13 protein-coding genes are annotated in these 12,091 nt (G+C 34.5%); 3 read left to right on the top strand and 10 right to left on the bottom strand.

Features of this window, described 5'->3' with window-relative positions; genetic code table 11:
• Positions 1-181: 181 nt before the first annotated feature.
• Both MLE19_RS17575 and MLE19_RS17570 read left to right on the top strand, forming a co-directional pair.
• Positions 182-784: a histone-like nucleoid-structuring protein, MvaT/MvaU family gene (locus tag MLE19_RS17575; RefSeq protein ID WP_240719432.1), complete on the top strand. Its 603-nt coding sequence runs from the start codon at positions 182-184 to the stop codon at positions 782-784.
• A gap of 289 nt (positions 785-1,073) precedes the next feature.
• A complete protein-coding gene (locus MLE19_RS17570) occupies positions 1,074-1,460 on the top strand; it encodes a histone-like nucleoid-structuring protein, MvaT/MvaU family (RefSeq protein WP_240719431.1) in 387 nt (128 codons plus the stop codon).
• Between the two features lie 185 nt (positions 1,461-1,645).
• Here MLE19_RS17570 and MLE19_RS17565 read toward each other — a convergent pair whose 3' ends face one another.
• Positions 1,646-3,163 (bottom strand): hypothetical protein, encoded by a 1,518-nt coding sequence (locus MLE19_RS17565; RefSeq protein WP_240719430.1) that lies wholly within the window; start codon positions 3,161-3,163, stop codon positions 1,646-1,648.
• Positions 3,164-4,199: 1,036 nt separating this feature from the next.
• Positions 4,200-5,099, bottom strand: a complete 900-nt coding sequence (locus MLE19_RS17560) for a replication protein C, IncQ-type (protein WP_240719429.1) — start codon at positions 5,097-5,099, stop codon at positions 4,200-4,202.
• A gap of 387 nt (positions 5,100-5,486) precedes the next feature.
• On the opposite strand from MLE19_RS17560, the gene MLE19_RS17555 reads away from it, so the two are divergent.
• The gene (locus tag MLE19_RS17555) at positions 5,487-5,711 is read left to right on the top strand and encodes a hypothetical protein (protein ID WP_240719428.1); all 225 of its coding nucleotides are present in this window, start codon (positions 5,487-5,489) and stop codon (positions 5,709-5,711) included.
• A 155-nt stretch (positions 5,712-5,866) separates the two neighbouring features.
• Here MLE19_RS17555 and MLE19_RS17550 read toward each other — a convergent pair whose 3' ends face one another.
• From MLE19_RS17550 to MLE19_RS17515, 8 genes are all read right to left on the bottom strand, one after another.
• Positions 5,867-6,805 (bottom strand): hypothetical protein, encoded by a 939-nt coding sequence (locus MLE19_RS17550; protein ID WP_240719427.1) that lies wholly within the window; start codon positions 6,803-6,805, stop codon positions 5,867-5,869.
• Between the two features lie 49 nt (positions 6,806-6,854).
• Positions 6,855-7,292 (bottom strand): hypothetical protein, encoded by a 438-nt coding sequence (locus tag MLE19_RS17545; protein WP_240719426.1) that lies wholly within the window; start codon positions 7,290-7,292, stop codon positions 6,855-6,857.
• The gene (locus MLE19_RS17540) at positions 7,292-8,125 is read right to left on the bottom strand and encodes a hypothetical protein (protein ID WP_240719425.1); all 834 of its coding nucleotides are present in this window, start codon (positions 8,123-8,125) and stop codon (positions 7,292-7,294) included. Before MLE19_RS17540 ends, MLE19_RS17545 begins: the two co-directional genes overlap by 1 nt.
• A 341-nt stretch (positions 8,126-8,466) precedes the next feature.
• A complete protein-coding gene (locus MLE19_RS17535) occupies positions 8,467-9,090 on the bottom strand; it encodes an ABC transporter ATP-binding protein (protein WP_240719424.1) in 624 nt (207 codons plus the stop codon).
• A 76-nt stretch (positions 9,091-9,166) separates the two neighbouring features.
• Entirely contained in the window at positions 9,167-9,811 is a 645-nt protein-coding gene (locus MLE19_RS17530; RefSeq protein WP_240719423.1) for a hypothetical protein, read from the bottom strand.
• 476 nt (positions 9,812-10,287) lie between these two features.
• Positions 10,288-10,743 (bottom strand): hypothetical protein, encoded by a 456-nt coding sequence (locus MLE19_RS17525; RefSeq protein WP_240719422.1) that lies wholly within the window; start codon positions 10,741-10,743, stop codon positions 10,288-10,290.
• 106 nt (positions 10,744-10,849) lie between these two features.
• On the bottom strand, positions 10,850-11,455 hold the full coding sequence (locus MLE19_RS17520; protein ID WP_240719421.1) for a hypothetical protein: 606 nt from the start codon (positions 11,453-11,455) through the stop codon (positions 10,850-10,852).
• Positions 11,456-11,533: 78 nt separating this feature from the next.
• The gene (locus tag MLE19_RS17515; RefSeq protein WP_240719420.1) at positions 11,534-12,076 is read right to left on the bottom strand and encodes a hypothetical protein; all 543 of its coding nucleotides are present in this window, start codon (positions 12,074-12,076) and stop codon (positions 11,534-11,536) included.
• Positions 12,077-12,091 lie beyond the last annotated feature (15 nt).

Below are 12,091 nucleotides of genomic sequence, written 5' to 3'. Positions count from 1 at the left end.
AAATTTAACCTTCCCTTAAATTTAATAAATAATTTTCAGTTACTTATATGTGCTCGACTAATTACTAACTAAAAAAGTTATATTTTTTTAATTAAGGGGGCTGCGGCGAATTATAACCGGTGCTATTATTTAAACATCGGAAGCAAACACAAACTATATAACTGAAAAAGGTAAACGAAAAATGAACTCACTAACTTCTTACTTCAAAAAAGAGCAACAACTAAAGCAACTTGAAGTTGAATTGAACTCTTTGAAAGAAGATGAAGAGCTTAAAAAAGCCATTGAATTCAAAAAGAAAGTCGAAAAAATGGCGGAAGAATACGGCTTTTCTAATGAGTCGGTCTTGCAAGTCCTCGTTCCTGAGAAATTCGCTGAAGAAGCTGTAGCGGAAGAACCAAAGAAAACCCGCAAGCCTCGCAAGCTGAAAACATACAAAAACCCGCATACTGGCGAAGTGGTAGAGACAAAGGGTATGAACCATCGTGTGCTGAAAGCTTGGAAAAAAGAGCATGGTGATGAAACCGTAGAAAGCTGGTTGGTTGATGACAATGAACCGAAACAGCAACCATTGAAGGAAGAACCAAAGGTAGAGAAGGAAGAACAATCAAAGGAAGAGCCAAAGGATGCTCCCAAGGAAGAAAAGGTAGATCCCGTTGAGGCTACACCTGCTGAAGCTAGCAAGGCACCTGCAAAGCCTGCTAAGCGGGAATTGCCTGTAAAGCCACTAGGCAAGGGTAGCAAGCCAAAGTTCCAGTTCGCTACACCTGCTAAAACCACCCGTTGAGAGCAACAATGAAGCATGAAAGCCCGCCATAGTGCGGGCTTTGTTGTGTTCTCTGCCCTGTCACCGCCTCCCCTCTTAAACTCACCACTGAATGAAAACGTATATATTTTACAAAATTATCTAAGACACCCTGCCTTCAACAACCATGTTTTGATTTAAAATCTCCATGGCGGTAAACGTATATATTTCACAAAATACTTTATTGATTCAATGATATTTGCATCGTTAAAATCTCGGTGCTAATATTCGATTTGCAAAGCATCATATTTTTAAATTCAAGGGAAAAATTATGTCTTCTAGATTGAGAGAGTATCAAGAAAAAGAAAGAATGCTGAGAGAGTTGCAGGAAGAACTTCTTGCATTGGATTCAGATAAAGAACTCAAGCAAGAAAGGGAATTCAAAGATAAGCTTGAAGCTTTGATGGCAGAATTTGGTGTAGCGGAAAAAACGGTTCTTCAAATCATCGCACCTGAGAAATACCTTCAGTCACAAGGTCAAGCCAGCACCAAGACTCGCAAGGTTCGTAAGCTCAAAGTTTACAAGAATCCCCATACTGGCGAAGTGATTGAGACTCGGGGCGGAAATCATAAAGGGCTCAAAGCTCTCAAAGATGAACACGGTGCTGAAGTAGTTGAGGGCTGGCTCATCAATGATGATGCTGATCAGAAGGCATAACCTGCCTTGAAAGCAAAGAAAAGCCCGCTTCTGAGCGGGCTTTATTGTTTCTGGTGCCTAACTACCTAAAACCGCCCTACACCCCTTCTTAGTGGTTTATCGTGCCAGCTTGAGGCAATATTTATGAGAGTTTTGGTTATGCACAAAAAACCCCGCTATCAAGCGGGGCTATTGGTAACTATCTTTTAGTTAACTACATTTAAACTACTACAAATATCAAGTGCATCAATGTTCGTAAATCTGTCCTCATAATAGCCTTGTGCGATTGCATCAGAGTCAGACATATAAGCAAATGATTTCTTTACACCACAAACAGAACCACTTAATTTTCTAAAACCTGCTTCATTAACGATATTAGAATCAAGATTAACAGCCATAGTTAATCCTGTGTCGTTGGTAAAATCAATGTTTTGTAAGAAAGTAATATCACTTAAACTAGTATTCCCTGTTAATACAAAGCTCAAAGGCTGAGAATTTAATTGTCCATATTTCACTGTAGATAAACCAGTTCCAATATCTATATTACTAAGCATTGGATTGTTTCTAATTATAAAGTCAACAGTATTACTAGAAGGACCTATTATTGATAGATTTTTTATTTCGATTGTTTCCAAGTTTGGATTATTTTCAATAGTTAGTCTCTGCAAATCGGTTAGAGAATCCAGTATAATTGTAGTTAAATTTGGATTATCAGTTATTCTAACAGAAGTCGCTTTAACTAAACCAGGATGTTGAGCACTACCGTTATTTGATAAATCAAGTACAGCAAGGCCAGAATTACCGCTAATTTGAAATGAGCCTACCGAAACACTTCTTAATGAATCAACATTATCAATATGGCTAGAATTAAGTAAACTGATATTCGCGGTTGATACAGGGTATGGATCTTGTGCCATGCTTGGCAACTGTGTATCAAAAGAAAAATCCTTTTCAATTAAAGTGCAATCATAATTTGAGTATTGACACATAGCATTAAAAGTAAATTCTTTAGCAGAATTATCATAATATAAATCAGAAACACGACTTACATTATAGCTTGAATAATCTAAACTGAGGTTTTGATAATTTGGAGTTGTGCTATAGCCACCTTTTACAACATGAAGGTAATTATCCCAATTATAGTCAAAAGCTAAACCATCAATTTCACATATTTCAGATTTTGTAGCATTGATAAACTGTGCTTCATTATTCTGCTCACAGAAAACTGAATCGTGTGCCAGTTTATTGCCGGAAATGGAAGGTGATAAACTTATATTTCCATTCACAACTAAATTAGCAATTGGAGTATAAGTAGAAATTGGATTGTTTGACAGATTTAAATCTTCATTGATGATCTCAATATCATCTAAACCTGTGAGGTCAGTAATATTATTATCGCTTAAATCAACACTGCCACTTACATTGGGTGTTGGATAAGGTTCTGTCGGTAAATCTGTTATACCTTTAGAAGGCCAATCGATATCGTTCCAATCGTTATTATCTAAATTATTATCTTCTGCGAATTCATCCCATTGTGATGTGTTTTCTTCAGGTTCCGCATCTTCATTACCACTATCACCTCCCCCGCTACCTCCTGAATTTTGGCTACTTGATATACCATGTATAGGATATCTAAATGCATAATTATCTGCAAAAGCAGGGATACTCATTAGTGTTGATAAAGCAGTAATGCTTATTACACTTGATAAAATAGTTTTTTTCATTATTTTGTCTCCTTGTTATTATAATTTTTAACAGTATCATTATATCACAATATATAAAATATTGCTTAACCTTAATATGAAAATATAAATATCAAAAAAAACCACCTACAGGCGGTTTAAATGATCAGGCTAACCTAACACACTAGATAGCTGAAAAAATCGCTCAGGAAGCTTTTTAGAGCTATTTTAAAGCTAACCATAAGGTATAATCGAGAACGTACTGTTTAGAAGCTTTCAACCGCATTCACTTTAATAACTACCTGTATCAATAACTAGTTTGCGAAGCAAACCAACACAAGCTAGTTAAGAACTAAAAACAATATATTCAACACCAAAGATATTAAATACTCCTTCATTCAATAACTAGTTTGCGAAGCAAACCAAAGCAACTCATTTAAATCACAATTTTTAAAAATAAAAAAGGAGTAATAAAAAACATAGCTCGCTATCGCTCGGGCTATTGAGAATGGGAGTATATTAAATGTCATCAAAGGATGAAAATTAGTAGGTTGAAAAGGTAGTCTCTTTAAAGGTATCAATTTTGTTTTATATATTAAAGGATTATTGATAATAAAATTATGATAATAAAATTATGATAATAAATAGTATTTTATTGTTTATATTTTCTTTTCTGTAAAGGTATATATTTTACGAAAGAAAAAAAAGCTTGAAAGTATTTCCTAAGATAAAACATAAGTAAGAACATAAGAAGACTTTTTAGCAAAAGGTCAAATATTCTATAGAATTACTCTAAATATAACGGTAAAAAGAGCTTTACAGGTTCCACCTTTGGCGGGTCAAGGTTCCCACTTTGGCGGGTCAGGGTTCCTACTTTGGCGGGTCAAAAGGGTAAGTATTTTCTCAAGGTTCCCACTTTGGCGGGTCTTCTTTTAAGAAAAGGTTCCAACTTCGGCGGGTATATATTTAACAAAAAAGAATAATCGAGGTCAGCTTGGCGGGGATATAATCAAAATATAGCTATGGAAGAAAACAAAAAACCATCAGAGTTGATGGTTTTTTTCACTACATAAAAATATCATTGTCTATCTATATTAAAAACTAGCTTATTACCTATTCCATAGGTTCCTATGTTCCAGTCAGGTATTACTTCACTCATTTTCTTTAATGTTTCTTTATATTTATTTCTTGTTTTCTTATCCACCTCTTCATTTTTATGCTCAAGTATTTTAATAACTCTATCCATATTGAAATGCTGTTGTTCTTTATGATTAACTCTAGCTACGATAAAATCATAAAGTGCTAGGGCTCTTTCATTTTTTAAGAATAACTTCTTGATAGTTAAATCAATTAAAGTAAACTGGCTTGTTAGAGCTTGTGAAGAAATTGAATTTAAAACAATTTTCACTTTACCTAAGCTATTGTCATATTTATATTGTAGAAATAACTCATTATAACCTCTATCAGTCTTACCTTTGTTGTAGTCGTCTAGTTGATGAACTTCATGTGTTATTCTACCCAGTCCCATTAAAGCATCTAAAAGAGCTTTTCTGCTATTACCACCATCATTTAAACCAGCCTTTTTTAGTATTTCATGGTAGGACGTATAAATTACAACTTGAGAACCAAATCCAAAAGCTTCTTTAATTTCAATACTTTTATCTGTCATATTTTCAAGAAGATGCTTAACAACATCATCATCATTAAAATTCTCGGCTCTTACTTCATCACCTAGCTCTGCTAATCTGTTGCCAGCAATACTTATGATAGCCTGAAAGTATAGCATTTGCTTAAATGTTGGTTTTCTAGGACCTGAAAAAATATGCATTAGGCCGTTAACTTCTTTTTCAACTAGTAAACCTTCTAAATCATCATTATTTGTAATTTTACATAAATCAGCTAGCATAGTAGCCCTCTCTTGTTTCGCATAATTTCCTGTTAAAAATTTGGTATTCTCTTTTCTTTTAACTGTTGTCATAATTTTCCCCTTCCCTGTCCTTGTTGTTATTACTCAACTTCCTTGTTGAATATGTAATTATTAAATATTTAATTACTTCAATATCATTATTATATCATAAAAAGTTTGAAAAGTCTCGATTTAAGTTATTTATTTTTAATATTTTATTTAACCAATGTCATATCTAAGCACTTTTTCAAGTATCTTTATTACTTTATAGAGCTCATATAAATATATTGAATTCATATTTGAAGGATAAGAACTTATGTATTAACATCGAAAATAATATAAATATATAATTTGCTCGAATAGTGTTAATAAAGACAAATAATTATAAATGACTATAATGAATTGATTGATGACTCTTTTTTTATGATAGTATACCTTTTTAATGATGAAGGATAAATAATGGATAATCAAAAGGAATTGATTAAGGATAAAATTATAAAGGAAATTAAAGCAGGCATTTTGATATTTTTGTTTGGTGTTGCAGTCACGGCATACTACTATTTTGAGTATGGCATATTTAATGCTTTTGTTTTCAACGGCATCACCTTCTTTGCTAGTGTTAGCCTTTACAAGATAGGGTATATATTTTACAAAAATAAATGTGAGAAAAAGAAAACCGCCTAAGATGGCGGTTTATTTATTGGAAGCTGACTTCATTATTATCTCAATTTTAGCCAACACTTCCTTATACCTTAATATCACCTCATTCAATAACTGCCCTTCTACCTTGCCTTCAATATCATTCATAGCTTGCTCCTTGCTCTTATCAGCCTTCTACCTTACATAGATAGAGAGTAGCTTTGGCTCTTTCCCTTCTTCATTTCTTTCTTATGGTCGTTGTTTAAAGCCTCTTTCTTGGTTTCAACGTAGATCTTTCCTAGCTTGTCGTAATTTACTTCTTCCCCTTTCTCCATGAATTTGTCTATCTTTTCTTTCATAGGTATAAGGATATCGTTAAAGAATTTACTTTGTTGTTTATTCATTTTTGAAAAATCGTTGCCTTTGTTATAGAAGCTAAGAATTGAATTCAAATCATTCGCTAGCTCCTGGCTTGGCTTCTTTAATCCTTTCTTCATTTCACCAGCAATTATCTTATAATCTTCTTCTATTTTATTGTTGTGTTTATTCTCTTTCTTTTTGTATAAGGAATCTTTCGCAAGTTCGGTTCTATTGAATTGAAGCTTCTGCCTGTTTTGATCCATTGTTAGGTAATCGTTTATATAACCTCGGTGATCTAGCATTTTAAGAATAGATCTTAATATGTTATCAAAAATCTGTTTACTTGGATCACCTTTGGAAACAGAACTAGAACTTACTAGCCTCTCAACTGCCTTATCATGTTCCTTTAGATATTCGCTTTCTGACAGTTCTAAAACTGGTGATAACTTCACATTATCTTTATTAAATCTTCTATATACCTTATGCTGGTGGTTTTCAGCTAAATCCTTTTCTGTCTCTGAATTGAAGCTTGATACCCCCTGCTCAGACTGTTCCTGCTCCGCTACAGCTTCGCTCTTACGTTTTCTAGGTTTAGATGCAAGCTTGCTTGATACCTGCTTTGGTTCCTGTCCGCTGTCGTAGTGCTTTTCTGCAAATGCATAGACCTTACTATGAGTTTTGAACTCACTGTATTCAGTTAGGGTTAATGCTTCTATGGTTTTGTTGTGGGGAATGCTGATATCTTCATCAAGCCCTCTTGGTTCAAATTTAACTCTCATTGTTATATCTCCTATTTTTATTATTAGTAATTAAGTTGACAAAATATTTTCACTTTAATTCAGTGTAAAGTAATTTTTCTTGTTTGCTTTTTAATCTGTGTAGTTTTAATTCATATAACTTTCTTACTTCTATCTCTTTATCACAATTGACTCCAAACTTGTTTCTTTTCTGAATCTTTTTAATACATTCCTCAATTTTCATCATAGTATTATGTATCTCATTTGATACGTTATAAAAATCAGGTGAAATAAGAGCGAGACAATCCATAACACTATCAAGCTGATTAACCTTCAATTGTGAATACTTGTCTTCTAGCTCTATTAACGTAATAATAATTGCTGTGAGGTCTGACATAGCTTTGGTGTCTTTATAATTATTGTCACCAATTTGATGGGCTATCAGTAACCGTTTTTGGTGTCTAAAGAAATTCTTTAAGTAAGTTGCTTGTTCTTCCTTTGTATTAAACTCATCGAATTGTCCTTTCATTAGTCCTCTCCTTCAGTTCGTAAAATGGAAGATAGCTTTTGAAGCCTATTAACAGTTTTTTCTCGACTTGCGAAAACAGGTATATCAAGAACGTCTACTAGCTCATCTGGTTCCTGAATGGGCTTTTCCTGAATACTTTCTTTTTTAACCTCCTGTGGTTCTTGTTCCTGTGGCTCCTGTAAAGGCTCTACAGGGTCTTTATCAACGTAAGGTAGGTCATCAGCAAGGGTTAAGCCTATCTGCCCTTCTGTGGGCTTCTGGTAGCCTTGATTGCTTTCAAAATGAGTTATTGAAAGGATAGCTTTTGTTTTTTCTTCAGGGGTATCGAGGATATTGATAGATAAAACGTGGTTTTGATATCTATCAGTATAAAACTCGGTAAGGTAATCGGGTAAGCGAAGTTTTTTATCAGTTCTAATTGCTGTGAAGGTTTCAATCGCAAAAATCAAATCAATAATAGGTGCTTCATTATCCCCTTCATCAATAACTATGTTTTTTTGGATGATAGCAGGTAACTCAGAAATATTGTTAAAAGCTAGATTTACCTTTTGTCTGGTTGGATTGTAAGTTGCACCCTTAAAAACAATTGCTTTAGCATTATCTCTAACCAGTAAGGTTATATCCCTTGCTACTACTCTAAGCGAATTATAAATATTCTTGTTCTTCCTGTAATCATACTCTTCAATTTTCAGCTTTTTGTTTAACTCTTTCCAGCATAACTTAACAAGGTCTTGTTTAGTAAGGCCGTATTTTTCCATATCTTCAGCTTGTAGCGATGACAGTTTAATACCATTTTGCTTTATATTCCTTGAGTCTAGTTTATTAAAGTTCATTTTATTTCTCCTTTTGTTTATATCATTATATCACAAATGGCTTTAAAAGTCACTTATTATAATATAAGCATTTTGCTCGAATAGTGTTAACAACGTTAGTTATTTATAAATAAAAGTTGAATATTAAAAATTATATGTTATTATAATTATAACAACTAAATTTCTCCTTGTTGTTGTTTTTGTTATTGCGGTCTAGCATAACCGTCTTTAGAAATAAAGTAATCTCAATCGAGATAATGCTATTAGCAAAAGGATTTGCTTCTCACGGAAGAGAATTAAAAAAGTAAATGGAATTTTTTGTAATGGAATATGCCTTCACCTAAACAGTGAAGGCTTTTTTATTACTTGAAGTAGTGTCTGGATTCTTCAATAACAGCATTTTTTCTATCTAAATACTCTTGTGCAGGAATATTATTGCCACTTGGTATCTCAATAACTCTTTCACCTATTAACTCTGTAATGAGTAACGAATGTGTTGCTATCAAGCATCCAAAATTCTTGTATTTTCTTTTCATATCTATAATAGCTTTGCATAGCTCTATTTGAGACTCTACTGATAATGCTGTCTCTGGCTCGTCAAGCAAGATAAATGTATTGTCACTGCATTTCTTTCTCAACCTGAATAGCTCTACATTCCAAGCCTGCCCATGCGATTGCTGGTTTAACTGGTTTAAATATATCTCTCTTTTGTTATCAATCAAAGCACTGGTAGTCTTCCTAAAGCCTTCAGCCGTGTTCTTAATAGTATCCTGATCCTTCATATTATCAATTGCATAGTATTTATTTTGTTTGTAAATTCTATTCTCTTTATCGAATATATTTATGAAGGTGGTTTTACCTGCACCATTGTCGCCAACGACGATGTTTAATTTACCCTGACTTATTTCTATTTCCTGCCCTTCTTTGAAAGTCATATACTCTTTTAGAAAGGTTATCTTCATAAACTCATTTGAATAGTCATTCATATCATTACTCCTATTGTTGTTATTTTCTATCATTATATCACAAATAACAAATAAATGATATATCAGGAGTATCGGATTAAAATAAATCTGGTTGTGGTTTACCGTAATCTAGTATAAGACTTCGTTTAAACTCGGTTGGGCTCATCTTCTTATCTGTCTTTAATTGCCATGCCCCTAGGTTACGTTCTACAGGCTCATTGTAGAGAGAATGGGGTGTGACCTGCATGATTGCGGGTATAAGCTCCTGAACCTCCCTTTCATCGCTAGATAGAAGCGAAGCGATGCTATGAGCCTCGTTTTCATCCATCCCGTAGTAGGAAATGAACTTACCTAGGCTCATCACCTTCTCTTGCTTGGAATGGTCTTCTAGGTAGCTTTTGTAAGCCTTGTCGGCAATCAAATCAAAGACTACAGGAGTGAACATAGCTGACTTATGCTCGCTTGCCCCCTTCATCTGTATCATCAACAGGATTTTATTGAAAAGCGGTGTGTTCTCTTCCTTGTCTATGCTGTCTTCCCTGAATGGGTTCCTGAAGAACCTGTTGCCATCGTCCAGCAGATCTTGATAGATGAAGTAGTCCATTCCCCCCATGTTGACAGCAACCTTCAGGGTGTAGATATCCCCTGAGCATTCCCCCGTTGGTATCAATTCGGGCTTGGGCTGTCGGTATCCATTGATCACAACTGCTTCAGCTATCTCTATAGCCTGCATGTAGTCCATACGTTTTCATCCCATCCATATCAGGACCAATTTTTATGGCCTGGATCATATCACAGGGGTTTTCATGCAGGCATCACGGTACCAGGCTGTTTCTAGCTTAGCGGTCGCGGTGTGGCCGTTGGCCTTGGTTAGGTGCTAGCCATGCAGGAAGCCAGCTTCTGGAAGGCTTCTATAAGGGTTGGTGGCCGTACCTTCTCTTTATAGGGGAAGCTGGATAATAGAAGCCTGTCGAAGCCTTCTCGATCTTTGTGTGGCCGTTGGCCTTGGTTAGGTGCTAGCCGTGCAGGAAGCCCGCTTCTGGAAGGCTTCTATAAGGGTTGGTGGCCGTACCTTCTCTATGGTGTAGGTGTATAGGGGAAGCTGGGTAGTGGAAGCCTGTTTAAGCCTTTTCGATCTCTGTGTGGCCGTTGGCCTTAATTAGGTGATACCTAAGCAGGAAGCCCGCTTATTGCGGGCTTCTATCGGTGCTGGTGGCCTTAGCTGGCTAGCTCTAGCTGGTATCGGTTCTTTTCGTCAACGAAAGCTTGTATCTGTTCCTGTATCCTAAAAAAAACCTCTTCAACCACTTCATCTGTAACCGTTTTTGAAGGCAAGTCACCGTTATTCAAGTCAAAGCAATTGCTTTTGATTACAACAATGAAATTCCTGTTGTCAGAAGTGAAAGCCTTAGTGTGACTAGATAGCTCGTAAGATGTATCAAGGTCTGCATATAAAACCACTTCTTCTTTACTGATTCTGAAAGCATCTAAAATAAGTGTGTATTCAACATCATTGTAATCAAGTTGGACTTTAATCAGCCTATCGTTTAATAGCTTGTCCTGTCCTTTCCTTATATGGATTTTTGTATCAAGTATGGAAACACCAGACATTATCTGTTCTATTATTGAAACCTTCTTGTTTTTTCGCTCTAACAAATATTCCTCTTGAGTCATAAAATTCTCCTTTTCTTATTTTTGTTATGTCATTATATCACAAATAAATAAAAAATGCTTGATAGCATAAGAACTACCAAGCATATATATTCAATAACTTAAAATATTATTTAATGAGTGATACTAATGTTTTATACTGATTAGCAGTTAAATTAACTACATCGCTATTAAATTCTTTATCTCCTTCTTTAAATTGAACTACTGTTTTTGAAACACTGGTATAAGAACCATCTATATTTTTGATAAAAATAACTGATATATAAATCTTATCTACGTGGTCTTGATAAAATGTTTTTTTGACCTTTGCTTCGACAGGATCTTTTTCATCTAGCATATCAATAATATCTTTATCAATATCATAGGTGTAAAACTTTTTGATTGTGCCTTCACCTATGTAAGGCTCAAACCCTTCTGGTATCTTTCCACTCATAAGAAAGACTTCAGTAAGATTTGATTTACGAATAATACCAACTTGTTGTTTAGCATCGTCAAGTCTTGACCATAATATTTCTTTTTTCGGGTTATTGACACCAATATGGAAACCATCAAAAAATAGGTATAAATCTAAACCATCAACGTAAACATTAGTAATTGCATCATTTAAATCGGCTTGCTTGTATCCACCAGACTTTAATTGCTTAATATTATGCTCTATAACTTCCTCTATTTGATTTCTTTCATAAGTTGAATCCAACTTTACATATTCCTTCATAACACTCTCCTTTTTTTTGTTATTTATTTTTTGCGAGTATCATTATATCACAAATAATTAAATAAATCAATTATACCTTTACATTGATAAACTTAACGATTTTACCTTTTTAGCTTTAGGTGCTTTAACTTCTTCTTTATCCATATTGTTAGCAATCTCGCTACCATATGTTAAAGCATTACTTATCTGGTTTTGAACCTTGATAGCAACAGCTTCCATTTTAGTGAAGTCAAAGCCTTCCAGATCCTTTTTATAATCGGGGTATAATTCAGCTAGCTTTCCACGACTTTTGTTGAAAATATCGTTTGAGGCATCAAGGAAGAAGCTTGTAGATTGGTTGACTGTCTCCATGGGGTTATCAATAGCTTTTGTGCCATCAATTCTAGATTCGATTTGAGTTGTAATAGGGTTATCCAGTGTCTTTGAATTCATTGTGACTTGGAAAGTAGCATAATCGTTGTCTCTTTCTAAAAGCTCTACTTGTAAATCACCCTTCCCTCTCTTAAAAAAGTTATTAACACTTTTTTGTTCTATTTCGGGTTTAATGCTTATACCTAGGCCGTATCTACTATTATTTACAATGTGTGATAAACCGCTTGTTCTTCCGTGTAGTAAGCTCATATTCTTTCTCCTTTT

This window comes from Vreelandella neptunia (assembly GCF_022489065.1).
Lineage (GTDB): Bacteria > Pseudomonadota > Gammaproteobacteria > Pseudomonadales > Halomonadaceae > Vreelandella > Vreelandella neptunia_A.
Note: the sequence above shows the minus strand (reverse complement) of the source record. Positions and strands in the feature narration are given on the sequence as shown.

Excerpts from the sequence above, each read along its gene's own strand:
- MLE19_RS17575 (WP_240719432.1), top strand. The coding sequence starts at position 182 with ATGAACTCACTAACTTCTTACTTCAAAAAAGAGCAACAACTAAAGCAA.
- MLE19_RS17570 (WP_240719431.1), top strand. The coding sequence starts at position 1,074 with ATGTCTTCTAGATTGAGAGAGTATCAAGAAAAAGAAAGAATGCTGAGA.
- MLE19_RS17565 (WP_240719430.1), bottom strand. The coding sequence starts at position 3,163 with ATGAAAAAAACTATTTTATCAAGTGTAATAAGCATTACTGCTTTATCA.
- MLE19_RS17560 (WP_240719429.1), bottom strand. The coding sequence starts at position 5,099 with ATGACAACAGTTAAAAGAAAAGAGAATACCAAATTTTTAACAGGAAAT.
- MLE19_RS17555 (WP_240719428.1), top strand. The coding sequence starts at position 5,487 with ATGGATAATCAAAAGGAATTGATTAAGGATAAAATTATAAAGGAAATT.
- MLE19_RS17550 (WP_240719427.1), bottom strand. The coding sequence starts at position 6,805 with ATGAGAGTTAAATTTGAACCAAGAGGGCTTGATGAAGATATCAGCATT.
- MLE19_RS17545 (WP_240719426.1), bottom strand. The coding sequence starts at position 7,292 with ATGAAAGGACAATTCGATGAGTTTAATACAAAGGAAGAACAAGCAACT.
- MLE19_RS17540 (WP_240719425.1), bottom strand. The coding sequence starts at position 8,125 with ATGAACTTTAATAAACTAGACTCAAGGAATATAAAGCAAAATGGTATT.
- MLE19_RS17535 (WP_240719424.1), bottom strand. The coding sequence starts at position 9,090 with ATGAATGACTATTCAAATGAGTTTATGAAGATAACCTTTCTAAAAGAG.
- MLE19_RS17530 (WP_240719423.1), bottom strand. The coding sequence starts at position 9,811 with ATGGACTACATGCAGGCTATAGAGATAGCTGAAGCAGTTGTGATCAAT.
- MLE19_RS17525 (WP_240719422.1), bottom strand. The coding sequence starts at position 10,743 with ATGACTCAAGAGGAATATTTGTTAGAGCGAAAAAACAAGAAGGTTTCA.
- MLE19_RS17520 (WP_240719421.1), bottom strand. The coding sequence starts at position 11,455 with ATGAAGGAATATGTAAAGTTGGATTCAACTTATGAAAGAAATCAAATA.
- MLE19_RS17515 (WP_240719420.1), bottom strand. The coding sequence starts at position 12,076 with ATGAGCTTACTACACGGAAGAACAAGCGGTTTATCACACATTGTAAAT.